This window comes from Paenibacillus sp. OK060 (assembly GCF_900101205.1).
In the GTDB taxonomy this organism is placed as follows: Bacteria; Bacillota; Bacilli; order Paenibacillales; family Paenibacillaceae; genus Paenibacillus; species Paenibacillus marchantiae.
Map to the genome: position 1 here is coordinate 409,870 of NZ_FNFR01000004.1, position 21,980 is coordinate 431,849.

Sequence of the window (21,980 nt, forward strand, 5' to 3'; positions counted from 1 at the left end):
CGATTCGTTGAATGGATGGTTTATACGATATTTTCTAATCTCAAGGAGGAATTGTCATGTTGGATGCGTCAAGAGTAATTCTCGGTACCCATGGTCAGCTGCATATCGATGGTGTGTGGCAGACGAATATTAATAAGCTGGAGGCCAGCGTTGAAATCGAGAAGCGTGAACTGAATCTGGTCGGCAACGATTGGAAAGTACACAAGAATGGTGCGAAAAAAGGAACAGGCACGATGACGGGTTACAAAGTCACTTCGGACATGATCCAGCGCGGCTTCACCAAGTTCCAAATTATCTCGAAGGTGGACGATCCAGAATCCTACGGACATGAGAGTGTCCTGTTGAAAGGTTGCATGGTGGACAAAATCCAGCTTGCCAACTGGACTGCGGGTGAGGAAGTACCGGAGGAAACAAGTTTTACATTTGAAGGGTTCGAATTGTTGAACCCGATTGTAGCGAACTAAGGATGGAATGACTTTGAACTTCGGAAAGACCTCGTAACGAAGCTTGTCGCTTGTCTAATCAGGCATACGGGCAACGAGACTTAACAGAAGTGGGATACACAGGCAGGCCGAGAAATTCTCGGTCTCTTTGTTGTCCCTGGATGTGGAGATGTATTAACCCAATTGTGAAATGAGAAGGAGATCGCACCCCATGAGTATGAACGAGAATATGTCTGAAGAACAAATTTTGGATCAGTTGTTTGAAGCAGCAGAACGTTTGCCGGAAGAGAATGTACGCATTCAACGATTGGATCTGTTGCTGACCCTGCGTGGATTGACGTCCTCCAAAGTGGATCAGATCCGCGAACGCTGTACGATTCGCAAAACGGTCAAAGGCCGCACCGAGGAAAAGGTGGATACCGAAACATTTAACGCGCTGCTGATCTCTGAAGCAACGGTGAAAATGAATGTTCGCGGCTTGGAACTGTCCGGTTGGGGAGACAACCGCATCACGGGGCGCATGAAGCTGTCCGGTGGGGAACAGGCGGTTCGCCGCATGTTACTCGCGGGTGAGCTGGATGCCGTTGGCGACAAGGTACTTGAGCTTTCCGGCTTCGGTGTGGAGATTGAAGACCTAAAAAACTGATTCACTCCGGCGGGATGACTACGTTCTTATATCACATGTGGGTCCGTCATCATCTACGGCCCGGAGAATTTTGGTCTTTGCCGCGCGGTGAACGCTCGCTGTTGATTGCTTTTTCAGAAGAGGAAATGGCAGCGATCACCTCGCAAATGAATCGATGATTAGATCGGACAGGGGGTGAAAGAAATGGCAGAAATGATTGTGGGCTTGTCCAAATCAAACGCGGAAATGCGGACGACCATCCGGTATCTGGATCAGATCCAGCGTTCTACCGAACGTCTGGGCAGAGTTCGCTATCAGAGTCTGATCAAGGTGAACAATGAGCTGAGAACAACCGGGCGCAGGCTGGAGAGCATTTATAGTACGGCTGTGCGAATCAGCAGGCTAAGGATTACGCCCAAAATTGGATTGGATGACCAACTTAGTCCGGCACTGGATCGCGCACTAGTGAAACTGAATAGCTTCAGGAACCAGATGGTTAGGGCTTCGGGGGGTTTTTCTGTGATGGTTCAGCAGAAGGTTGAATTATCCATAGGGGAACTACCTAGTACACTGACAACAACGAATGGAGAACTGGCGAAGCTCACTATGTCTAATCAGGATTTGGCGATTAAAGTGCAGGAGAATACTGCTAAGCTGGGGATCACAACCAATATTTCTGGGGCGGGAACAGCAAAAGCTGAAGAAGACAAGGGTTGGTTTCAGAGTATTGTTGATGGAGCTGAAAAATTTAATCATTTAGCTGATGCAGTTAAGAATACTAGTGAAGGAATAAAGTTCGTAGGAAACCTATTTAAAGGTAAAAAATCAAAATTAGACGGAACTGCAAGCTCTGGCTCCCAATGCTGCTGCTGTTCTAGTGGAAGTTTGGTGGGAAGACTCTCAAGAGGTGGAGTGAAAGGTAGCAAAGCAAAAAAATTAGGTGGCGGCAGAGCTAAAAGTGTTGCAACTTCTGAAAGTAGTAAAAAAGGTTCTTACAAGAGCGGTTCCAGATCCTATCAAGAACGTGCAAGTGGAACTGTAGCATCACCAGCTTCCGATCCCACAAAAAAAATCATCACCAACATCTCTCCAGCAGAATCAAAAAAGCTCAGAATTGATTTTGATCAAAAAATGAATCCGAATCGACTGGGCCTTAGCGCTAATCAACCCTCTACTTCATCAATGTCCAAGCTCTTCTCAGGCAATGGCATGTTCGGCAAACTGAGCGGAGGGCTTGCTAAGGGGGCCGGGAAATTACTTGGGCCAATCAGCATGCTCGCTGATGTAGCGAATGTTGCAACTGCACCTCCCGAGGAGCGGGGCCGAGCTGTAGGCTCAATGATTGGCGGCACAGCAGGTACAGCGATTGGTAGCGCTATCGGTAGTGTTCTTTTGCCTGGGATAGGAACATGGGTTGGTGGTGCAGTAGGCGGTTGGGCTGGCAGTGCAGCAGGCGGCTGGATCGGCGATAATGCTAAGGATATTGGGAAGTTTATGTCCAACGCTACCGAGGGTGTGGGTAATGCATTGTCGGGTGCAGCGGATTACGTCTCTGAGAAAACGAAAAACATCACCGATGGCATATCCAGTTTCTTCGGTTTTGGCTCGGAGAAGGAGGACAAGACCGCATCCGCGGCAACGGTGGCTTCAACGTCGCAAATAGCAACAGGTCCTCAGATGCCACCTGCCTATATTCCACCGGCACTGACAATGACGGGTCCAGCAGCATATATGAACAATAAGGTCGGCCAGTCTACATCTGCTGGTTTTATGGGAACAAGCGTGATGCAGACACAAGCCATGGGTCTAGGTAACGGAGCTCAAACGAATGCTAATGGCAAATCGTCCACGATGACAGTACAAATATCCGAAGACCAGATGAGTAGTCTGTCCGGTTACCTGAAGGATTTCAAAACTGAGACGACCAACCAGATCTCCGTAAACGTACCACAAGGAGCTGTGCAGGTGACTGTCCGGGAGAATGCTATCGACTACGATGCCATCTCACATCAGGTTGGAATGAGATTTGCAGGCGAAGTGCGCCGTGCGATGGAAAATCGAAAAACGATTATGGCCTAAGCAGAAAGGAGGCCTGTCATGACTGTATTTAAAGATAACGTGGAAGGTATCAAAATGGAATTTACCCTGATCGATGGGAAAACGAAGTTTCAATTCCCGGTGAAACCGGAAGAACTGACGATCTCCCGATCCAAGGGATACGAAACGATTAATATGCTGGAATATGGCGAGTTTGATTTTGCGCAGGGAGAGAAGGTGAAGGAGATCACCTTCTCTTCTTTTTTTCCCAAAGAATATGATGCGTCCTATTGCATGTACGAGCCTTTGCCTGATCCGCGTGTAGCGATGAATATGCTAAATACGTTTCTTGTATCGAAAAAGCCGCTGCGCTTCATCATTACCAACACGGGGGTGAACGTGCCGGTGTATCTGATCTCGCACAATACGACCTTTCGGGGCGGTGAGAGCGGGGATATTTACTTTGACATTACGCTGCGAACGTGGCGGGATTCCAAAGTGGAGAAGGTTGGCGCGGCTACATCTGCGAGCAAGTCTGGTTCCCGTACTGATCTGAAAACGAGCAGCAAGACCTACACCGTCAAATCTGGCGATTCCCTGTCCAAAATAGCAAAGCTTGAGCTGGGCAGCAGTTCCAAATGGAACGAGATTTATAAGCTCAATGTGAAGACCATCGGCAGTGATCCGAACCGGATCAAGCCCGGACAAAAGCTGGTGATGCCATGACCTACAAGGTCATTGTGGACGACAAATATGACATCACCAAATTGGTGGAGACGATTACGCTGAAGGACTCGCTCGACCAGATTGCGTATCAGGCCAACATCCGGTTGACGGTGTCTGCTTCTTCGGGTCTGCCTGCGATCTCACCGGGTATGGCGGTGCGGATCAGCGGGATTCCTTTTGGTGAAAAATCAATGGTTCACTTGCTGCATCCTGCGGTCATCTGGGAAGTGGAAAGCTCCAACAGCGGTACCAAGCGACTGTCCCTGACCGTCTACGACCGGATGATTTATCTGGAAAAATCAGAGGATGAGTTCTTGCTGCCGAAAGACCAGACTGCCACGCAGCGACTCAAAACGTATGCTAAGGAATGGAAAATCCCATACGCCGCTCTATCGGATACCAAAACGAAGCTGAGCAAAGCGGTGTATCGGTCGCAGACGATTTTTTCGATGATGTTTGCCGATCTGAAGGAAACGGTGAAGTCTGGTGGAGATATGTATCATCCGCGGATGACGCCCGGCGGGCTGCAGCTGTTCAAGGTGGGCAGCAATGCGAAAGTGCATGAGTTGGATCGGCTGATTGATCTGACCCAGATGCGTACGCTCGAAGGCGCGGTCACCAGAGTTAAAGTGATGGCGGCCTCGGAGTCCAGCAGTGGCAAAGAAGTTCCTTCCAAAGTGCTCGCGATTGAGCAGGATGGTGTAGCCGAACTGGGCACACTGCAAAAGCTGATAGAGGACGATCAGGTGAAAACAGCGACTGCGGCCAAGAAGTTGGCGAAAAGCCGTCTGACGGGTATTCAGGAGACCTTTACCGTAACCGCACCGGATGTGAATACGATTCGTGCCGGAGACGCGGTGCTGCTCAAAGGGCTGAAACTGATCGTCATGTCGGTCAGCCGTGATCTGTCTGCCGGACCTGGAACAATGACATTGGAACTGGGGACAGCCGAGCTGGTGAAAAGGAGGTTTTACCTTGAATAAAGATGATCCGTATGGGCATTTTGCCGAGGTCATGCGGGGTGCGATGAGTACCCATACTCGTCAGGCCGTGAGCGGTCTGGGAGCAGTACTGGGTACGATGACTTCATCAGGTGTGAAGCTGGATGATTTCAAGCACGAAGTGCAGGATTATCTCGTGGCCGAGCTGCCGGGCACGCTTGGGTTGCCGGAGCGCGAGGCTGCTGGCGAGATTTCCGGTATACCTGACGTGGCAAACGGCGGAACGACGGGCACGGGACGGTTTCTTTTGCAAAAAGGGGAAGTGGAAGAAGCGGTGTGGTCACTTGGTAAAGGATTGAAGGCCGGTGACCGTGTACTGGCGATGCGGGTGAATGGCGGTAACGACATTGTGGTGCTGTGTAAGGTGGTGAGTGCGAATGCCTAGTTTGTTCCCGGAAACGGGTGTGGTATGGGGAGATGAGGAAGATCTATCGGGGGTGGCTTCGGAAGAGGTGAGGTTTGGACGGAGCTGGCGATTCGATTACGATGCGGGGGATTTTGTGCTGACCCCAAGTGGCAAAGTCGCTGCGGCGGGTGCGCATGAAGCCTGGGTACAGTGGTGTATCAAAGCAGTGAAGACGCCGCGGTACAGACATGTGATCTACTCCCGAAACTATGGCTCGGAGTTGGATGAGTTGGTTGGTCAGGGGGACAGCCGGGGTGTGATGGAAAGTGAGATAACCCGGATGGTTACGGAGACGCTGCAGGCTGATCCACGCACGGATTTGGTGGACCAATTTACGTTCGATTGGAATCGGGAGCAGTGCATGTTCTCGTGCCGGGTGGCGAGTGTGCAGGAAGAGATGTTTATTTTGGAAAGTGAGGTGATCTGACGGGATGGCTGAGATTCCGCGTTATTTGGAGGACCAGACGGAGGAACAGATTTTGCAGCGTATGCTGGATCGTCTGCCCGCGGATCTGGATAAGTCGGAGGGTTCGTTCTTGTGGGATGCTGAGGCTCCGGTTGCGTTTATGCTGTCTGAGGCGGCTTTGTGGGCCCAGGAATTACTGCGGCGCGGGTTTGCGAGTACGGCGGCGAGCAGTGATCCGAATTTTCGTTCGGAGGAGCTGGATTTGCGGGCGGGGGAGCATGGCCTTACTCGGCGGGCTGCGGTGGCAGCACAAGGTACGGTTAAATTTGCGGGTACGCCGGGCAAGGTGATTCCTGCGGGTACGGTTGTGGCTACGTTGGCAGATGAAATCTCCGGTGAGGCTTCGCTCGAATATGAAACCGTTGGTCGTGTGGAGTTGGGAGAAGATGGTCTGGGTAGTGTTGGCGTGCGGGCGCTCGTTGCTGGAAAAGAAAGCAATGTGCCTGCGGGCACCGTGACCGTGCTGTCCACACCAGTGAGTGGCGTTACCTCAGTAACCAACGTTGAGGTGATTAAGGGCGGTGCGGATATCGAGGCAGATACGGCGCTACTGGAACGTTTTTATGCCAAAGTCCGCAACCAAGGGACAAGCGGCAACAAATCGCAATATGTGCAATGGGCCAGTGAGGTGCCAGGTGTTGGTGCAACTCGTGTAATACCGCTATGGAAAGGCCCGGGCACGGTGGGATTGTATTTGCTGGATACGGACAAACGTGCCGCGGGAACCGATCTGGTGGCGGCGGTACAGAAGTACGTTGACCCAACGCAGGATGGACAGGGTGAAGGCGTTGCACCAGCTGGCCCCGTGGTGACTGTCATGCCGGCAGAGGAAGTGCCGATGAACATTCAGGTGAAGCTGACGCTGGCAAGTGATGCGACACTCGCTGATGTGCGGGCATTGATCGAACGCGGGGTGACTGCGTATCTGAAGCAGTTGGCATTTGCCGATCCACTTGTACGCTACACCCGGATTGCCGCGATCCTGCTGGACATTCCGCCGATTATCGACTATTCGGAGCTGACCGTGAATGGTGTGAGCGATCAGAATATTGAGATGACGGCGAGTCAGGTGGCGGTGCTGGGGACGGTGGATGTGCATGAGTAGCGTGCAGGGCCAGATGATAGATGATGATGCTATTCGTGAATGCGGCAATAAAGGCAGTATGGGACATCGGGAATGTTCTGACTATGCTGCATCCGGTTCAACTGGAAATGAAGAGAGTAGCGGGCACGAAGAGTGCTTGGGTCATGCGGTGCGCCGCTCGGGAACGGAGCATTTGAGCGAAGCTGTTTACGTTGATGTGAAAGGAAAGGAGGATGCAGGTCATGAGTGCACCTTCTGTTGTACATGTTGGACTGACGAGTGAGAAAGGGCGGGAGCTGTTCTCGTATTTGCCAAGCTATTATGAGACTTCCCGCGTGATGCAGGCCGATATGCAGTCCAAAGGAACCGAGATGGATCTGCTGTATCAGGCGCTGGATGAGACATTGGATCAGTTCTTTGTCCGCACGGCAACGTGGGGCTTGGATTTCTGGGAGCAGGAGCTTGGCATTGAGACGGATCGTCTCAAACCTGTGGATCAGCGGCGTGCGGTGGTCGAAGCGAAGCTGCGTGGCGCCGGAAAGTTTTCAGGGAGATTGGTTGCGAATGTCGCTGAGGCGTACGCTGGAGGCAAAGTAGATGTAACCTTTCAGCCGGAAGAGTGGAGCTTTACGGTGAGCTTTGTGGATACGATGGGCATCCCGCCCAATATTGACGATCTCAAACGCGCGATTGATGAACTAAAACCGGCCCACATGGCCGTAGAGTATGAGTATCGCTATCTGATCTGGGACGATTTGGATAAAAAACAGGTGACCTGGGATGAACTGGACGCCGCGTCCTTGACGTGGAATGAACTGGAGGTGTGGGCGTAATGCCAAAAGAAACGAATCGACTGAAATTGCCTCTGCCCTTAGGAAACGAGAACGTTACCCGGGAGAGTATTAATGGGATTTTTGAAAAAATTGATGCAGGCGTTGCGACGCAGGCAGATTTGGATGCGCTTCGTGAAGCGGTGAGCAAGATGGACATTCCCGATGCGTCTTTGACGCAGAAAGGGAAGGTGCAGTTGTCTAGTAAGACGGATGGCACGTCCGAGACAGTGGCAGCGACGGAGAAGGCGGTTAGGGATGCGAGGGTGGCGGCTATTAATGTAGCTACTACAGATGCGACAGCAAATGCTAAATCCTATATTGATACAAAGACATGGCAGAAACATAAACTTACGGCTGACGATGGTAAAAGTCAGTTGATTTCCGGTACTGACCTTAACTCATTGGTGGCCAATGGTCAATATAACGGAAATAGTTTAACTAATGCTCCAATCCCAGCGAATGTAGATGAATGGTGGTACATTGACGTACAGTGTCATTCAAATGGACTGGGTTATGTAATTCAAAGGGCAAGTCGGCTTAACGGTGGTACTCAGACTCTTTACCAGAGGACGAGGGAAAATAATATTTGGCAACCTTGGAGCCTTGATGTTTTTCAATCTGTCAGTGATGGAAAAAAAGCAATCGCAGCCGCTATCACTGGCAAGGGAGTAGCAGCATCAGGCAGCGAAACATTTGGTAGTTTGACTACAAAAATATCTCAGATATCAAGTGATTTAAAAAATATAAGTGGTAACACAGGCATAGCTGTTAATAATGAACAAGGATACAACGGTAAGGAAGTTACTAGCACTCTTTTAGATTTCGTTCCTAGGATTGTCACAGTGAATCTTGAAACATCGTATAGAAATTCAAATAGTTATGATTCTGGAAGTTTTAAAGCAGGAGCTTCTCTAAAATTTGATTCAAGAACCAATACTTTTCCATCAAGCTGGATTAGCTCTGAGGGACTTTGGGGAGGTTCTGGTGCAAAATTTTCTTTCTCTATCTCTGTAGGTTGGAATACTACAAGTCGCACATTAAGAATTAGTATAACGGATGAAGTAGGGTATAATCCAAAATATATTACCGTAGGTTGGAGTGTTTATGGATTATAAAACATAAAAGGAGGTGAACCATGACCACAAACCAACTAACTACAACCATCGCAAACACGCTCACACAGCATTTCCCACACATCCCGGTCCACCTAGCAAATGGCGGCAATACACCTGCTCCAGACACCCAAGGGCTTACCTACCGCTTGTTGTCTGCTAAACTTACCCGGGAACGCAGTGATCGCTTTGTGCAGTTCCATACTTTCGAAATTCGCTGGCTCGATGCAAGCAACATTCCAGACACTTTACCGGACAGGCTCTTCGAAGCACTGGAGACCATTGAAGTAGAAGGGACGCCGTATCGTGCTACCGAATTACGATGGAAAACTTGGGGGCAGATACCCAAGCTGCTGGTGTATTACACGATGCGAACCACCAAGGTGTCGGAGTCCACCACTACCATGCAACAACTGGAACAGCGACCTACTGCACTTAAAGCCCGCTAACGAATTACTAACTTAATGAGGGGATATACATGAAAGGAATAGGAGGCGCATTGGCAATGTTTACGAAAAAGGAACTGGACCCTAAAAACTTGGGCACCAAACAGAAAATCAACTCGAAATACAGCAAAGCACAGTTCGCCGAATCCCGGCAATTGAGCCGAATGGAGAAAGACATTCTGGCAGCGGTGCTGCTGGAACAAGAAACATACACAATGGAAGAAGCACAGCAATACATCCAACAATTTATGAATGGGGAGGCACAATAATGGCTGGAGGAACATGGACGACACAAAACAAGGTACGCCCCGGCGTATATATGAATTTTGCATCAGAGGGCTCATTGCCGGGTACGGTTGGTGAGCGGGGAACGGTGGCTTTGGCACTTCCATTGTCATGGGGACAAGCGGCCACAATCCTGACGGTACAAGCAGGTGAAGATGTACAAGCCAAACTGGGCTTTGACTGGACAGCACCTCAACTACTGCTTATTCGTGAGGCATTGAAACGGGCGCAAACTGTGCTCCTTTATCGTCTCAATGCGGGTACAAAAGCCAAGGCAACACTGGATAAACTGACAGTAACTGCTCAACATGGCGGCGTGCGCGGTAATGACCTGGCCGTTGTAATCTCCACCAATATCAATGACCCGGACCAATTTGATGTTTCAACTCTGCTTGCAGGTAAAGAAGTAGACAAACAAACAGGGTCTACCATCCAAGCGCTCGAATCCAACCCATACGTTACATTTACTGGTGAAGGTGCACTCACAGCTACAGCTTCACTTCCACTAACAGGTGGATTGGATGGTACAGCAACCAACCAGGAGCATGCCGATTTCTTGACCAAGCTGGAAGTACTGGATTTCAACACCGTCGGTCTGATCTCGGACGACGCCACATTGAAATCGGTCTACACTGCGTACATCAAGCGTTTGCGCGACACCGAGGGCAAGAAGGTACAACTGGTGTTATCGGATTATCCGGCTGCAGATCACGAAGGGGTCATCAGTGTTAAAAACGGCGTTGTGCTCACAGACGGTACCGTTCTTACGCCCAAACAAACCGTAGCATGGACTACCGGTGCAACAGCGGGGGCTAACCTGAATGAGTCTCTGACGTTCCGTGCCTATGACGATGCCGTGGATGTGAATGGGCGATTGACACATACCGAGACGGAAGCGGCATTGCGTAATGGCGAATTTGTTTTTACGGCGAGCAGCAACCGCGCAGTGGTTGAGCAGGATGTGAATACGTTCCGTTCCATTACACCGGATAAGGCACGTCATTTTGCCAAAAACCGTGTTGTTCGTGTACTTGATGGTATTGCCAATGACATGAAACGGATTTTCGAATCCTATTACATCGGTAAAGTGAACAACAACGAAGATGGGCGCAGCCTGTTCCGTTCCCAATGTGTCACCTACCTGAAGCAGCTTCAGGATATCGGGGCGATTCAAAATTTTGATTCGAAAACAGATATTACAGTTACTCCGGGAAATGAAACCGACAGCATTCTGATCGAAATTCAGGTCCAACCAGTAGATTCCGTTGAAAAAGTATACATGAAAGTGAAGGTGGTTTAAGATGGCATTTTTGAAAGCAAGCGACACAATCTCCGGCCAGGAAGGCCGCGCATATGCAACGATTAACGGACAGACGGAAGAAATGTTCTATGTGAAGACACTTGAAGCAACCGTGGAAAAGCAAAAAGCAGAGGTCAAAACCCTTGGCCGCCGCGGTGTCCAGCATAAAGCAACGGGGTGGTCTGGCTCAGGTTCTATGACGATCTTTTATACCACATCCCGTTTCCGCGAGCTGATGCTTCAGTACATGCAAAATGGTGTCGACACGTACTTCGACATTGAAGTGACCAACGAAGATCCTTCGTCTACCATTGGCAAACAGACCGTGACCCTCAAAGGCGTCAATCTTGACAGTGTGATCATGGCATCCCTGGATACCGAGGCCGAGGCGTTGGAGGAAGAAGTGAGCTTTACTTTTGAAGATGTCGATATGCCTGTATCGTTTAATCTGCCGAAGTAATATAGAAGTCGCGGACATATGAACCATAAACTATAACGAGTTTGACTTTGTAAGCGGGTTTGTAAAATAAACCTGTTCAACTTGCCTGTGTTACGGGCTATTTGGCGTGTCAAAAATTTGTTCCTCGCCGCTTCATGCGGTGGGGAGCTTTACTTTAGAGGAGGAATAATACATGAGCGGATTGAGTATGTTTTTTGCGCAAAATGCAGTGGCGGATACAAATGAGGAATTCATCGTATCTTCCCGTTTCAAGGATGAGAAAGGCGAACCGGTTGCATGGAAGCTACGCAGCATGACCGAAGACGAGAACCAGGAATGTCGCAAGGCGGCTACTCGCAAAATCAAGGGCAAGAACGGTGTATACACACCTGACATTGATGCCAATGATTACATGGCTCGCCTGATGAGCGCCAGCGTGGTCTATCCTGATCTGAAAAATGCTGAACTTCAGCGCTCGTATGGTGTGATGGGGGCGGAATCGCTTTTGCGGAAAATGCTGTTGCCTGGCGAATTTGCTTCACTGGGAGAACAGGTCCAGAAGCTGAATGGCTTCAATCAGGACATGAACGAACTGGTGGATGACGTAAAAAACTAATTAAAGAGGGCGATTCCGAAGCCAATCTGGCTTATTACGCTCTCCATGAATTAAACATTTTGCCGCATGAGCTAATGGCCTTCTCCATGCGAGAACGAGCGGCCATCTATGCCATGATCTCCATCCGGGTAGAGGAAGAGAAGAAAGAGCGGTCCAAGAGCCGCGCCCGGAAAAAATAAAAGGGAAAGGAGGGAGAAATGAATGTATGCCATGTTTGCAAGATTGTATCTGATGTCAAACAAGATGGTTCAGCAATTTCAAAATCTGCCTGCAACGATCAATTCGATTTTCAATCCTGGAAATCTGAGTCGAATCCAGTTGGCAGGCAATTTACTCCGAGGTGTGTCAGAAGAACAGGCTAAGGTAAATGCAGCCTTTGCAGAAGGGGCCGGGCGTGTGAGAGCCTGGATCAGCATGATCAAATCAGCAGGACAAGCTGTTCTTGTTCCAGCGGCGCAGGAGGAGGATTTAAAGCAGCGATATATGGCTGCTACTGGTGATAATACTCAGGGAGAGACGATATTTAATCGATACCGTGCAGAAGCTTTCAAGAGCGGACAGAATGTTACGGATGCTTTGAAAGGTGCACTATCACTCATCCCCTATGCACAGAATACGGATCAGGTTGACCAACTGAGAGATATGACTAAACGGTTGAGTATGCTTTCTCCAGATGGAAAAAGTATCTCGGATGCATCCGGTGCCTTGGTGGCTGCAATGAATGGTGATAACGGTGAACTAGCAAATTCTTTTAATATTCCAGAAGAGATTTTGAATGGGGCAGGTCTTCAACAAACCATCGATTCATCCAATCTGGATGCTTTTATACAAAAGCTTGATGTCATTCTACAAAAACAAGGATATACCCAACAAGCTTTTGACAACATGCTTGACTCACCACTACAGAAGTGGAACATGCTCGTGAATCAGTTCAACGGAGTTCTTGGCCAGATCGGACAAGCAGCCCTGGTTGCCTTAACACCTCTGCTGGATCGATTGAATGAGGCTTTTGCCAATGGAGAATTCACTGGCATTATTGAATGGATTAGCAATGCATTTACGGTTGCGGCAAACGCGTTGACGATGCTGGTAAACGGTATTTTATACATCGCAGCCGTGATTCAGCAGAACTGGGATATCATTCAGCCTATCCTGATGGCATTGGCGATTGTTGTACTAGCACTGGTCATCGCACAAGTATATAGTCTCGTTGCTGCATGGTTATTGTTGAATTGGCCGATTCTCCTTGCAATTGCTGCAATTGCGGCAGTCATTGGAATTCTAAACATGATGGGGATGTCAGGTACACAGATCCTGGGAGTTATTATTGGTTCATTTATGATGCTTGGGGAAATTGTAAGAGTAGTTGTGGCCACAGTGTGGAACCTGTTTGCTTCGCTAGGGGAGGCGATTGTTAACTTTTTCATAGATCCAGTATATGCCGTACAGAAATTATTTAAAGACATGGGTATTTTCATACTTGATATATTCTATAACGTAGTAACTGTAATTGAAGATGCCCTGGAACGAATTAATGGCGGACTTAACAGTCTGATCAAACTTGTTAATAAAACCTTTGGTTTCAATATTGGTTTGTTTCAAAATTCAGATATTAATTTAGGTGGCAAGCAAATAAAGGAATGGAAGAATAGTCTGGAATCCTGGGTTCCTACCAGTGATAAAGATGTGAAGACATTTTTCAAAATGGACGGAGAATACAATCCTAAAGCTTTTGAAGATGGTCAGAAGGTTGCGGAGGATTTGATTTCTGGGTTCTCTTCAACCTCGAATGCGGATTCCAAGGAAAAAGGATTACCCGGGAATTTCGGTGGCTCTGCTCCCAAAACACCTTCCATGCCATCGATGCCAACAGCACCTGCTCCCACGGTCGTTCCCAACAACAATATGAGTAACATCAACAAAATCAATAATATCGGACAGGTGGACAAGATCGGTGACGTGGACGGCACAGTGGATGTGACGAGCGAGGATCTGAAACTGATGCGTGAGCTTGCAGAGATGCAGGCTATTCAGCGATTTGTCAGTCTGACGCCAACTGTTCAGGTCACCACGGGTGATATCAACAGCGGGCATGATGTGGACAGCATCATCAGCAAAATCACCGATGGACTGAACAGTCAGATCGTCTCCAGTGCCCAGGGGGTGTATGGATAAGTGGAATATTATATTCAACTAAGCTTCAATAACCGCTCCGAATACATGTTTTTCCCGGTGACACCAGAGAGCATTGAGTTTTCGGATTCAGGAGACGGTAGCACGTTTAACGTTAGCGCTTTGGGTGACATTAACGTGATTAAGTCGCCGAAGCTGCGTGAAGTCAGTTTCAGCGGGATTTTTCCGGCAGACTACAGCCCGTATCATCTGAACTACGATGCAAGACATCCGGCAGTACAGAAACAGTTTTACCGTGATCCGTATGAATATGTGAAAAAGATCATCCGTTGGATGCAAACGGGCAGACCCGTCAGGCTTTTCTTTTCCAGTGCAAGGTACACCATTAATATGGCTGTTTCCATTGAGAGCTTCGACTGGAAGGAGACAGCGGGTACGGTGGGCGATATCCAGTATGATATCAAGCTGAAGCAGTTTATCTTTTATGCCGCCAAAAAAGTAGTGCCACTCAAGGACAGTAAGGATACTGCTGCTTCAAAAACAAAAACCAAAGCCTCCCGGCCCAATGAAAAAATTCAGCCGAAGACCGTCACACTTAAAGCAGGAGACTCCTTGTGGTCTGTAGCTAAAGCCCATCTGGGAGATGGATCTCGCTGGAAAGAGCTGCAGAAGCTGAATGGCATCAAAGATGCAGAACTGAAGAAGTTGCCGATTGGACTTGTGATCAAGCTTCCGTGAAAGGAGAGGGAATATGCAAGAGCAGATCAGGCTGGACGATAAGCTGGCAAACATGAAGGAACGGTTATTGCTGGATGACAAGCAGGGCAACATCTGGGACATTAGCGAAATTGCTGGCGATATTACGTACAAAACCTCCCGTATCGGCAAGCCTTCCTCTCTGGAATTCACGTTGATCAAGGGCAGTCTGTACCAGAATAAGAATTTCACATATGAGAATGGATATGTCGTGAAATATACCAGCAACGAGGTAGGCATATTTTATGGATATATCTTTTCGGTGGATAGCGGCAAGGACGAAAGTGTCAAAATCAAAGCCTACGACCAAACTCGATATCTGACCGCGAATCAGACGTATAAGTTCGTTAACGCAACCGCTACGGATGTGATCAAACGAATTGCTACCGACTTTCAGTTGAAAGTAGGCGAGCTGATTCAGCCGAAATATGTCATTCCTCGTATGTTGTTTGATAACAAAAAGCTGATTGACATGATCTGTGAGGCGCTCGACCGAACGTTGATCTATGGCGGCAAAAACTACATCTTCTACGATGATTTCGGCAAGCTTGTGCTTCGGGATGTGGAAGAGATGCCTTATGGATTTGTCATTGGGGATAACAGTCTGCTCACGGATTACAGTTACACTAGGTCGATTGACGACCAGACGTATAACAAGATCAAGCTGTATCGGGACAACAAGGATACGGGGAAAAGAGAAACGTTTGTGCATCAGGATTCAGGCAGCATCCGTCAATGGGGGCTGCTTTTTTTGTACCAAAAAGCGGACGATGGTCTGAACGAAGGCCAGATTGATGCCATGCTGAAAACCCTGATGACGCTCCGTAACCGCGAGACGCAAACGTTGAAAGTGGATGCGCTTGGCGATTTCAAGGTAAGGGCAGGCAGTTTTGTCAACATCCAAATCGATGAACTCAAGATAAATCAATATTTTCTGGTAGACGAATGTACGCATAAGGTACAAGGCGGCGTGCACACGATGTCACTAGATTTGAAGGTGGTGTAAGGATTTATGATGCTGGACGTGATTAAAAAGGCGGCGGTGGCCGCCGTGGATGCCAAAGCTCCTGTTCAGGTGATGTATGGCACGGTTACGAATACACAGCCCCTTGAAATTACCGTTGAACAACGGCTGGCTTTGTCTGAGCCTTTTTTGGTGCTGCCTGAATCTGTAGCGAGCAAAGCTTGGATATTGGGTGACCATGTCTTGTTGTTACGTGTTCAAGGCGGAGACAGCTTTGTCGTGCTGGATCGGCTGGTGAATCCATGATTCCACAGGGTGCGCAGATAAGTGCAGAAGATCAGGAAGAAGCTGCTGTGCTTCCAAGTCTGACGTATGTGTTTCAAGCTTCGGGACAGCGAATTGGAAGGTTACAACTGGATGGAAAAGATGCGGTAAAACAGGCGGTGTATAAAGCGTTGTCCACACGCCGCTACGAGCATCTAATCTACTCTTCGGATTACGGCATGGAATGGTCCTGGGAAGGAATGGCCGGGAGATCCATGGTTGAATCGGAACTGGAACGCTGGATTCGCGAAGCATTGCTTCCGGATGATCGCATTTCGGATGTAACCGAGTTCGATTTTGTCCACGAAGCTGATGGAGTGCGGGTGTCTTTTACCGTGGAAACAGATTTTGGCAGCTTCAGGGAAGAGACGGAGGTGAACATGGATGTATGAAGAGCAGACGTATGAAGTTATTTTAAACCGAATGCTGGATAGGGTACCAGATGGTGTGGATAAACGTGAAGGCAGCATTATCTATGATGCGCTTGCGCCAGCGGCTGTGGAAATGGCCCAGATGTATATCGAGCTGGATGTGAACGCCAATCTGAAGTTTGCAGATACAGCTTCTGGAGAGTATCTGGATCGGGCGGTGGCCTGGTCAGGCATCACTCGTAAAGGGGCAACTCGGGCACGCTGGCTCGGTAGCTTCCGAGATAACGGAGGTAAAGCCGTGGAGGTTCCTTTGGAGAGTCGTTTTTCCACAGGAGATCGGGTGTACCTGACTGTGGAACGAATAGCGGCGGGTCAATATACGTTGGAGAGTGAAGTCGCGGGAGCTTTAGGCAATGAATATTCAGGGGCGCTACTGCCTATCGATTATATTGCCGGCCTGACCACAGCTGAATTGACGCAGTTGCTGGTTCCTGGAGAAGACGAGGAAACGGACCAAGCCTTATATGACCGCTATCAGGACAAAGTTTCCCGACCGATTACGAGTGCCAACAAATATCAGTATGAGCTATGGGCACGGGAAAACTCCGGTGTTGGCAAAGCAAAGGCTTTTCCACTGTGGGATGGTCTAGGTACAGTCAAAGTGGCATTGCTGAATAATGAAATGCAAACACCTGCTGAGGCGGTCATTGAGGCGGTGCAGGAATATATCGATCCAACCCAGGATGGAATGGGAGAAGGAGCAGCTCCAATCGGACCTGTGGTCACGGTGGTGGGGGCGGAAGAAATACCCATCGATGTGGAGGTACAGGTTACGCTTGCTTCTGGTTCAACGTACGAGGGCGTGAAGACACTGATTGAAACGGGGGTTACAGCGTACCTGAAAGAATTGGCTTTTGCCGATCCGTTGGTTCGTTGGACACGTATTGCCAATGTCATTCTGGATATTCCGCCCGTGATTGATTATAGCGATCTGCTGGTGAATGGTGGTATGTCCAATCTGGAGATCGCCCCCGGCGCAGTAGCTGTTCTTGGGACGGTGAAGGTGACATGAGCAAAGCAGAGGTATTAATGACTCTGTTGCCCCCGTTGTATGAGAATGTGCTGGAGATGCAGCTCCTTACAAAGACCGAAGGTGTTGAGCTGGACAAGCTTACGGTGAGTTTTGAAAGTGTGCTGGATCAATTCTACCCGGAGTCTGCGACCTGGGCACTGGAGCGGTATGAGCGGGATTTGCAAATCCCGACAAATCAAGCAAAACCGGACGACCAGCGTAGATCCGTGATCATTTCCAAAATGCGTGGCAGTGGCAAAGTCTCAGGCTCCATGCTCAAAAACGTGGCGCAGGCCTACGAAAGTGGCGGGATTGATGTATCCGTTTCGCCCGAGAAATACTTGATCCGAATTCGCTTCATCGACACATGGGGCTTGCCGCCCAATCTGGACGATTTGAAGGCAGCGATTGAGGATATTAAACCAGCCCATATGACCGTGGAGTACCGTCTGCGGTATTTAACGATTACGGAAGTTGAAAGCATGACGCTGGATGAGATTGAACAGACCCGGCAGGATAAATTTGCAGGAGGTGGGGCTTAAATGAATGAACCAAAAACACCGAATCTTGGATTGAATAAGATTGACCGTTCTTCGCCATCGACAACCTATTTTGATCTGGATAAATATCTGGATCAGAACTGGGAGAAGGTTGATGAAGGTGTAGCAACGAAGGAAGAGTTGGAGGAACTTCGTAAAGCCGTAGGTGAGATAAATGTTCCCGATGCGTCTTTGACCCAGAAGGGTAAGGTGCAGTTGTCGAATGAGGTGGGTGGGACTTCTGAGACGGTTGCAATCACAGAAAAAGCGCTCAATGATGTAAGACAAGGCGCAATTAGCAAAAATCGTCCTTCCAACCTTTTACCAAACAGTTCGGGAGAACTAGGATTTATGGGGTGGTGGAATTTTGATCCTTATGCACCTTTTAGAATCGGAAATGGAGCACCGGAAGGGCCATCTTCATTTGTCTTTAATGGTAGCACATCAACAACTAAATCGACATTAATGGTTTCCGACCCACTCCCAACAAAATTGGAAGCAGGGAAAACCTATACGCTAAGTGTTGATATGTTAAACAGCGCAGGTGTGTCAAGCGAAATTAACGTAAATCTGCACACCCAAAATATTGACAATAGTGGCGGATCACTTGTAGCTACTATTAAATGTGATGCAACAACCGAGTGGCATCGCAAGTCGCTGACATTTACAGCTAAATCCGGAGTAACTTACAACGTATCTATTTCATTAGGATATGGCTTGCCTGCTGCAACAAGACAAGTTAGAAGACTCATGTTTACAGCCGGAAAAGATGGAGAGGCATGGAACCAAGATGCTAATGACAAATTTTTATTAATGAATATACAGAAATCAAATATATGGAGGCCGATCGTATAATGGCGGATGTAATTAAGAATCTTTATTCTGCAACGATTTCAACTACTTCGACTTCTACCGTTTATACTGTTCCAGATAAAAAGTTCTCAGTTGTAAAGTCTGTATTTATTTGTAATAAATCAACTAGCAGTTGTGCGGTTAAATTGATCATAGGAGGAATAAACGTTATATATGATCATGTTATAAAAGCAAAGGATACCTTGGTGATTAATGATTTGGACATCCCTATTATTCAAGGAGAAACGATACAGGTATCGACCACAATAGCTAATACTGTGTCGATTACATTAGTTGGGTTTGAGCGTGATTTTACGTACGATGGAGTATATCCTTATTTTAAATCAAATCTTACTTCCTTAGCTACAACTCTTAGCTCATTTGTAAATGTAGGTTCAGATTATATGGTAAGGAAAATTATTTTAGCCAATTTTTCTGCAAATGATGTTTCTGTAACCTTGGACATTGGTTCTAATAGACTTATGGATGCTTTTAAGATTAAGTCTAAAGATACATTAATTGTTCCCTTATACGCATTTTTAGCTAAATCGAATTCAATTTCTGGTTTTGCAAGTTTAAGTTCTTCTGTTTCTTGCGGGATAGTATTCGAAGGGTGGGGACAATAGATGCCATTAATTGATAGTTACTTATTGGATAATTACGGGTTGGATGGTCCTATAAAAGAAGTAAAGATGCAATCCGGCTTTTCTTCTAGCAGTAACAATACAATATCGAATCTTCCTTTCAAACCGTATTTAATAATTCTTAGTGTGTCCGGTTATAAATCCGATGGTACTACTGGGTCTACAGACTATGTAACAGTAGGCGGAACAATAGGAGCCTATTTGGATGAGGGCGGAAACGCGAGGCATTTTTCTTCATTAACGGGTAGTGGGTATTATGGGAGCGTAACAGTATATCCAGAGCATATTTCATTCGGGGAAAATGACGTAACTTATATGGTTTCTTACAACGGTTATAAAACCAATAATGGTGTTAATTACTACATTTTCGGAGTTTAAAAGTTACACATAGATATATAGTAAGATAATGTTGGAACGTGGAAAAAGGGTGGATATAACTCAAGTTCATATGAATTCATATGAATTAAGTAGCATGTCCAAAAGCGGAGCTTTTTAAATGCCTTTTGGATCAGATGTTATTCTTAAAAACCAAAGGAGGTGAAACCATGGAACGATGGGACACCCTATGGAAATGGGGAATTGCGCTCATGAGCAGCTCAGTAACATACTTCTTCGGAGGCTGGTCAGGCGTACTCGGCGTATTGCTCGTATTCGTCATCTTAGATTACCTAACCGGTATCGCAGCGGCAGGGATGACTGGCAAGCTGGAGAGTAATGTCGGCATGTTCGGCATCGCCCGAAAGGTATTTATATTTGCAATGGTATCGGTGGCACATCTGGTGGACGGTGTTCTGGGAGACGGACATTTGTTCAGGGATGCGGTCGCCTTTTTTTATATCGCAAATGAGTTATTGTCTATAATTGAAAATGGGGGCAAATTGGGAGCGCCGATCCCGCCTGTGATCCGGCAGGCTATTGAAGTGCTCAAGGGCAAGGGAGGAACCGGGGAACTCCCCGGTAACTTCTCCCCAAGTGCCAAAGACTCTTTTTCACAGGCAGATTCAGATGATACAGATTCACAAACAAGAGATGGCACAAAGTAGCTACACCCTAGTCATCCAAACTTACCTTTCACCAAAAATCAGGGACACGCACACAAGCAACCCCTGACCCCCAAGCATTAACTATATACAAACGGCAATTTGCCGCATAAAGGGTGTGAGAAACATGCAAACGAGAAGTCCAGGCAACACACAGGGCATTGACGTTTCCCGTTATCAGGGTACAATCGATTGGGCCAAAGTAAAGGCTAGCGGCATGACATTTGTGTTCATCAAGGCGACCGAAGGGCAGACGTATACGGATCCGAATTTCCAAACCAATGTGACTGGCGCACTGGCGGCGGGCATGCTGGTAGGGACGTACCATTTTTTTCGCGCAACGACTAGCGATGGTGCCAAGGCTGAAGCGGCGCATTATGCCACGACACTGCAAAAAGTAGGAGGCGCCAAGTCGCTGCAATTACCTCCTGTTATGGACTACGAGAACAATCCGGGTAACCTGAGCAAAGCTCAGATCAACACGGTAACCAAGGCTTTTTTAACGGAATTGCAACGTCTCACGGGTGTGAAACCGATCATATACACGGGCAATTCATTTGCTGGCAATTTTGAACCTTCGATGAACTCATACGATCTATGGATTGCGCGTTACAGCAACACACGTGTACCAGAAGACCAGCCGGCCTGGAAACGTTGGACGTTCTGGCAGTATACGGACTCGGGCAAGGTGAACGGGATCAGCGGCAACGTGGATATGAACGAGTTCCAAGGATCGGCAGCGGAATTGAAAGCAAAATATGCAACAGCAACACCAAAGCCACCCGAACCAACCAATCCCACGAATCCAACCGAACCACCGAAAGGGGGCGAACCGATGACAGCCGAAGAGAAAGCAGCGTTTGATGCGCTCAAATCCCAGGTCGATAAACTGCAGGCGCGCCAGCAGATGGAAGTTCCAGTCTGGGCGAAAGCGGCCGTTGACGCAGCACTGGCATATGACACCAAGAATCCGTTGTTCAGCATCGATAGTGGGGCGAGTTATGATTTTTACCGTTTTATCACGGTCATGTACCGCAGAGGTTTATTCAAAAAATAAGCTGACCTAACATAAAAATATAAGTTGGACCTGGTTTTAAAAGAGGGAACACAACAAGGGACACACGACACTTTTTGTCGAATAGTGTTCCTTTTTTGTGTTTTATGTAAATGATATTGACATATATAATAAAGTTGAAGACTTATGTCCGTAAATCTCTTGTCTAATTGATGAATGTGATGTAAAGTAAGTTACACGAAATCGTTTTTCACCACTGTTTATTTACACAATCCTCCTCATCATGACAAGACTTTAACATCAAAAGTTATTGTAATGTCTCCCTGTTGTAAAATCCAACATCTCTAGATCAATCTCGCAACGTTTTGAAACAATTCAATCCAACCCAACCTGTTTGAGAAACCACTAAAATGTTTTGTTTACCAACTTTCTGTTTCAGCTACTTACCACC

At 47.7% G+C, this 21,980-nt stretch carries 29 protein-coding genes; all 29 read left to right on the plus strand.

The window, feature by feature from the left end:
- Nucleotides 1-56: 56 nt before the first annotated feature.
- Entirely contained in the window at nucleotides 57-464 is a 408-nt protein-coding gene (locus BLS14_RS16995) for a phage tail tube protein (protein WP_064640174.1), read from the plus strand.
- A 190-nt stretch (nucleotides 465-654) separates the two neighbouring features.
- Entirely contained in the window at nucleotides 655-1,089 is a 435-nt protein-coding gene (locus BLS14_RS17000; protein WP_053783415.1) for a phage tail assembly chaperone, read from the plus strand.
- Nucleotides 1,090-1,103: 14 nt separating this feature from the next.
- Complete coding sequence (locus BLS14_RS32635) at nucleotides 1,104-1,247, plus strand: hypothetical protein (RefSeq protein ID WP_162842432.1); 144 nt, start codon at nucleotides 1,104-1,106, stop codon at nucleotides 1,245-1,247.
- Nucleotides 1,248-1,272: 25 nt separating this feature from the next.
- The gene (locus BLS14_RS17005) at nucleotides 1,273-3,147 is read left to right on the plus strand and encodes a hypothetical protein (RefSeq protein WP_090953064.1); all 1,875 of its coding nucleotides are present in this window, start codon (nucleotides 1,273-1,275) and stop codon (nucleotides 3,145-3,147) included.
- A gap of 54 nt (nucleotides 3,148-3,201) precedes the next feature.
- A complete protein-coding gene (locus tag BLS14_RS17010; RefSeq protein WP_063564643.1) occupies nucleotides 3,202-3,831 on the plus strand; it encodes a LysM peptidoglycan-binding domain-containing protein in 630 nt (209 codons plus the stop codon).
- A complete protein-coding gene (locus BLS14_RS17015) occupies nucleotides 3,828-4,814 on the plus strand; it encodes an XkdQ/YqbQ family protein (RefSeq protein ID WP_090953066.1) in 987 nt (328 codons plus the stop codon). Before BLS14_RS17010 ends, BLS14_RS17015 begins: the two co-directional genes overlap by 4 nt.
- Complete coding sequence (locus tag BLS14_RS17020) at nucleotides 4,807-5,217, plus strand: hypothetical protein (RefSeq protein ID WP_090953068.1); 411 nt, start codon at nucleotides 4,807-4,809, stop codon at nucleotides 5,215-5,217. The genes BLS14_RS17015 and BLS14_RS17020 overlap by 8 nt, the downstream gene beginning before the upstream one ends.
- Nucleotides 5,210-5,665 carry a DUF2634 domain-containing protein gene (locus tag BLS14_RS17025; protein ID WP_090953070.1) on the plus strand — a complete coding sequence of 152 codons (456 nt, stop codon included), beginning with the start codon at nucleotides 5,210-5,212 and terminating at the stop codon, nucleotides 5,663-5,665. Before BLS14_RS17020 ends, BLS14_RS17025 begins: the two co-directional genes overlap by 8 nt.
- 4 nt (nucleotides 5,666-5,669) lie before the next feature.
- Nucleotides 5,670-6,809: a baseplate J/gp47 family protein gene (locus BLS14_RS17030; RefSeq protein WP_090953072.1), complete on the plus strand. Its 1,140-nt coding sequence runs from the start codon at nucleotides 5,670-5,672 to the stop codon at nucleotides 6,807-6,809.
- The gene (locus tag BLS14_RS32325) at nucleotides 6,802-7,071 is read left to right on the plus strand and encodes a hypothetical protein (RefSeq protein WP_143021555.1); all 270 of its coding nucleotides are present in this window, start codon (nucleotides 6,802-6,804) and stop codon (nucleotides 7,069-7,071) included. Before BLS14_RS17030 ends, BLS14_RS32325 begins: the two co-directional genes overlap by 8 nt.
- On the plus strand, nucleotides 7,031-7,621 hold the full coding sequence (locus BLS14_RS17035) for a YmfQ family protein (RefSeq protein ID WP_090953074.1): 591 nt from the start codon (nucleotides 7,031-7,033) through the stop codon (nucleotides 7,619-7,621). Before BLS14_RS32325 ends, BLS14_RS17035 begins: the two co-directional genes overlap by 41 nt.
- The gene (locus tag BLS14_RS17040; protein ID WP_090953076.1) at nucleotides 7,621-8,736 is read left to right on the plus strand and encodes a tail fiber protein; all 1,116 of its coding nucleotides are present in this window, start codon (nucleotides 7,621-7,623) and stop codon (nucleotides 8,734-8,736) included. The genes BLS14_RS17035 and BLS14_RS17040 overlap by 1 nt, the downstream gene beginning before the upstream one ends.
- Nucleotides 8,737-8,756: 20 nt before the next feature.
- The gene (locus BLS14_RS17045; RefSeq protein WP_090953078.1) at nucleotides 8,757-9,182 is read left to right on the plus strand and encodes a phage tail terminator family protein; all 426 of its coding nucleotides are present in this window, start codon (nucleotides 8,757-8,759) and stop codon (nucleotides 9,180-9,182) included.
- 56 nt (nucleotides 9,183-9,238) lie between these two features.
- Nucleotides 9,239-9,448 (plus strand): YqzN/YkzM domain-containing protein, encoded by a 210-nt coding sequence (locus BLS14_RS17050; RefSeq protein WP_090953080.1) that lies wholly within the window; start codon nucleotides 9,239-9,241, stop codon nucleotides 9,446-9,448.
- Nucleotides 9,448-10,764 carry a phage tail sheath family protein gene (locus BLS14_RS17055; protein ID WP_090953081.1) on the plus strand — a complete coding sequence of 439 codons (1,317 nt, stop codon included), beginning with the start codon at nucleotides 9,448-9,450 and terminating at the stop codon, nucleotides 10,762-10,764. The genes BLS14_RS17050 and BLS14_RS17055 overlap by 1 nt, the downstream gene beginning before the upstream one ends.
- A 1-nt stretch (nucleotide 10,765) precedes the next feature.
- Nucleotides 10,766-11,224, plus strand: coding sequence for a phage tail tube protein (locus BLS14_RS17060; protein WP_017690162.1), 459 nt, complete (start codon nucleotides 10,766-10,768; stop codon nucleotides 11,222-11,224).
- Nucleotides 11,225-11,396: 172 nt separating this feature from the next.
- Nucleotides 11,397-11,819, plus strand: coding sequence for a phage tail assembly chaperone (locus tag BLS14_RS17065; RefSeq protein WP_090953083.1), 423 nt, complete (start codon nucleotides 11,397-11,399; stop codon nucleotides 11,817-11,819).
- A gap of 201 nt (nucleotides 11,820-12,020) precedes the next feature.
- Nucleotides 12,021-13,994: a phage tail family protein gene (locus tag BLS14_RS17075; RefSeq protein ID WP_090953085.1), complete on the plus strand. Its 1,974-nt coding sequence runs from the start codon at nucleotides 12,021-12,023 to the stop codon at nucleotides 13,992-13,994.
- Nucleotides 13,995-14,690, plus strand: a complete 696-nt coding sequence (locus BLS14_RS17080) for a LysM peptidoglycan-binding domain-containing protein (protein ID WP_090953087.1) — start codon at nucleotides 13,995-13,997, stop codon at nucleotides 14,688-14,690.
- Nucleotides 14,691-14,703: 13 nt separating this feature from the next.
- On the plus strand, nucleotides 14,704-15,714 hold the full coding sequence (locus BLS14_RS17085) for an XkdQ/YqbQ family protein (RefSeq protein WP_090953089.1): 1,011 nt from the start codon (nucleotides 14,704-14,706) through the stop codon (nucleotides 15,712-15,714).
- Nucleotides 15,715-15,720: 6 nt separating this feature from the next.
- Nucleotides 15,721-15,978 (plus strand): DUF2577 family protein, encoded by a 258-nt coding sequence (locus tag BLS14_RS17090; RefSeq protein WP_256336534.1) that lies wholly within the window; start codon nucleotides 15,721-15,723, stop codon nucleotides 15,976-15,978.
- On the plus strand, nucleotides 15,975-16,388 hold the full coding sequence (locus BLS14_RS17095; protein WP_063564533.1) for a DUF2634 domain-containing protein: 414 nt from the start codon (nucleotides 15,975-15,977) through the stop codon (nucleotides 16,386-16,388). Before BLS14_RS17090 ends, BLS14_RS17095 begins: the two co-directional genes overlap by 4 nt.
- Complete coding sequence (locus tag BLS14_RS17100) at nucleotides 16,381-17,439, plus strand: baseplate J/gp47 family protein (RefSeq protein WP_090953091.1); 1,059 nt, start codon at nucleotides 16,381-16,383, stop codon at nucleotides 17,437-17,439. The genes BLS14_RS17095 and BLS14_RS17100 overlap by 8 nt, the downstream gene beginning before the upstream one ends.
- A complete protein-coding gene (locus BLS14_RS17105) occupies nucleotides 17,436-17,981 on the plus strand; it encodes a putative phage tail protein (RefSeq protein WP_090953093.1) in 546 nt (181 codons plus the stop codon). The genes BLS14_RS17100 and BLS14_RS17105 overlap by 4 nt, the downstream gene beginning before the upstream one ends.
- Complete coding sequence (locus BLS14_RS17110; RefSeq protein WP_143021556.1) at nucleotides 17,982-18,833, plus strand: tail fiber protein; 852 nt, start codon at nucleotides 17,982-17,984, stop codon at nucleotides 18,831-18,833.
- Nucleotides 18,833-19,456 carry a hypothetical protein gene (locus tag BLS14_RS17115; RefSeq protein ID WP_090953095.1) on the plus strand — a complete coding sequence of 208 codons (624 nt, stop codon included), beginning with the start codon at nucleotides 18,833-18,835 and terminating at the stop codon, nucleotides 19,454-19,456. The genes BLS14_RS17110 and BLS14_RS17115 overlap by 1 nt, the downstream gene beginning before the upstream one ends.
- Nucleotides 19,457-19,852 (plus strand): hypothetical protein, encoded by a 396-nt coding sequence (locus tag BLS14_RS17120; RefSeq protein WP_090953097.1) that lies wholly within the window; start codon nucleotides 19,457-19,459, stop codon nucleotides 19,850-19,852. It begins immediately after the preceding gene.
- Nucleotides 19,853-20,019: 167 nt separating this feature from the next.
- Entirely contained in the window at nucleotides 20,020-20,517 is a 498-nt protein-coding gene (locus BLS14_RS17125; RefSeq protein ID WP_090953100.1) for a phage holin family protein, read from the plus strand.
- Between the two features lie 124 nt (nucleotides 20,518-20,641).
- Nucleotides 20,642-21,571: a glycoside hydrolase family 25 protein gene (locus BLS14_RS17130; protein WP_090953101.1), complete on the plus strand. Its 930-nt coding sequence runs from the start codon at nucleotides 20,642-20,644 to the stop codon at nucleotides 21,569-21,571.
- The last annotated feature ends 409 nt before the right edge of the window (nucleotides 21,572-21,980 follow it).

Bases quoted from the DNA above. Each gene is read 5' to 3' on its own strand.
- BLS14_RS16995 (WP_064640174.1), top strand. From the start codon at position 57: ATGTTGGATGCGTCAAGAGTAATTCTCGGTACCCATGGTCAGCTGCAT.
- BLS14_RS17000 (WP_053783415.1), top strand. From the start codon at position 655: ATGAGTATGAACGAGAATATGTCTGAAGAACAAATTTTGGATCAGTTG.
- BLS14_RS32635 (WP_162842432.1), top strand. From the start codon at position 1,104: ATGACTACGTTCTTATATCACATGTGGGTCCGTCATCATCTACGGCCC.
- BLS14_RS17005 (WP_090953064.1), top strand. From the start codon at position 1,273: ATGGCAGAAATGATTGTGGGCTTGTCCAAATCAAACGCGGAAATGCGG.
- BLS14_RS17010 (WP_063564643.1), top strand. From the start codon at position 3,202: ATGGAATTTACCCTGATCGATGGGAAAACGAAGTTTCAATTCCCGGTG.
- BLS14_RS17015 (WP_090953066.1), top strand. From the start codon at position 3,828: ATGACCTACAAGGTCATTGTGGACGACAAATATGACATCACCAAATTG.
- BLS14_RS17025 (WP_090953070.1), top strand. From the start codon at position 5,210: ATGCCTAGTTTGTTCCCGGAAACGGGTGTGGTATGGGGAGATGAGGAA.
- BLS14_RS17030 (WP_090953072.1), top strand. From the start codon at position 5,670: ATGGCTGAGATTCCGCGTTATTTGGAGGACCAGACGGAGGAACAGATT.
- BLS14_RS32325 (WP_143021555.1), top strand. From the start codon at position 6,802: ATGAGTAGCGTGCAGGGCCAGATGATAGATGATGATGCTATTCGTGAA.
- BLS14_RS17035 (WP_090953074.1), top strand. From the start codon at position 7,031: ATGAGTGCACCTTCTGTTGTACATGTTGGACTGACGAGTGAGAAAGGG.
- BLS14_RS17040 (WP_090953076.1), top strand. From the start codon at position 7,621: ATGCCAAAAGAAACGAATCGACTGAAATTGCCTCTGCCCTTAGGAAAC.
- BLS14_RS17045 (WP_090953078.1), top strand. From the start codon at position 8,757: ATGACCACAAACCAACTAACTACAACCATCGCAAACACGCTCACACAG.
- BLS14_RS17050 (WP_090953080.1), top strand. From the start codon at position 9,239: ATGTTTACGAAAAAGGAACTGGACCCTAAAAACTTGGGCACCAAACAG.
- BLS14_RS17055 (WP_090953081.1), top strand. From the start codon at position 9,448: ATGGCTGGAGGAACATGGACGACACAAAACAAGGTACGCCCCGGCGTA.
- BLS14_RS17060 (WP_017690162.1), top strand. From the start codon at position 10,766: ATGGCATTTTTGAAAGCAAGCGACACAATCTCCGGCCAGGAAGGCCGC.
- BLS14_RS17065 (WP_090953083.1), top strand. From the start codon at position 11,397: ATGAGCGGATTGAGTATGTTTTTTGCGCAAAATGCAGTGGCGGATACA.
- BLS14_RS17075 (WP_090953085.1), top strand. From the start codon at position 12,021: ATGTATGCCATGTTTGCAAGATTGTATCTGATGTCAAACAAGATGGTT.
- BLS14_RS17085 (WP_090953089.1), top strand. From the start codon at position 14,704: ATGCAAGAGCAGATCAGGCTGGACGATAAGCTGGCAAACATGAAGGAA.
- BLS14_RS17090 (WP_256336534.1), top strand. From the start codon at position 15,721: ATGATGCTGGACGTGATTAAAAAGGCGGCGGTGGCCGCCGTGGATGCC.
- BLS14_RS17095 (WP_063564533.1), top strand. From the start codon at position 15,975: ATGATTCCACAGGGTGCGCAGATAAGTGCAGAAGATCAGGAAGAAGCT.
- BLS14_RS17100 (WP_090953091.1), top strand. From the start codon at position 16,381: ATGTATGAAGAGCAGACGTATGAAGTTATTTTAAACCGAATGCTGGAT.
- BLS14_RS17105 (WP_090953093.1), top strand. From the start codon at position 17,436: ATGAGCAAAGCAGAGGTATTAATGACTCTGTTGCCCCCGTTGTATGAG.
- BLS14_RS17110 (WP_143021556.1), top strand. From the start codon at position 17,982: ATGAATGAACCAAAAACACCGAATCTTGGATTGAATAAGATTGACCGT.
- BLS14_RS17115 (WP_090953095.1), top strand. From the start codon at position 18,833: ATGGCGGATGTAATTAAGAATCTTTATTCTGCAACGATTTCAACTACT.
- BLS14_RS17120 (WP_090953097.1), top strand. From the start codon at position 19,457: ATGCCATTAATTGATAGTTACTTATTGGATAATTACGGGTTGGATGGT.
- BLS14_RS17125 (WP_090953100.1), top strand. From the start codon at position 20,020: ATGGAACGATGGGACACCCTATGGAAATGGGGAATTGCGCTCATGAGC.
- BLS14_RS17130 (WP_090953101.1), top strand. From the start codon at position 20,642: ATGCAAACGAGAAGTCCAGGCAACACACAGGGCATTGACGTTTCCCGT.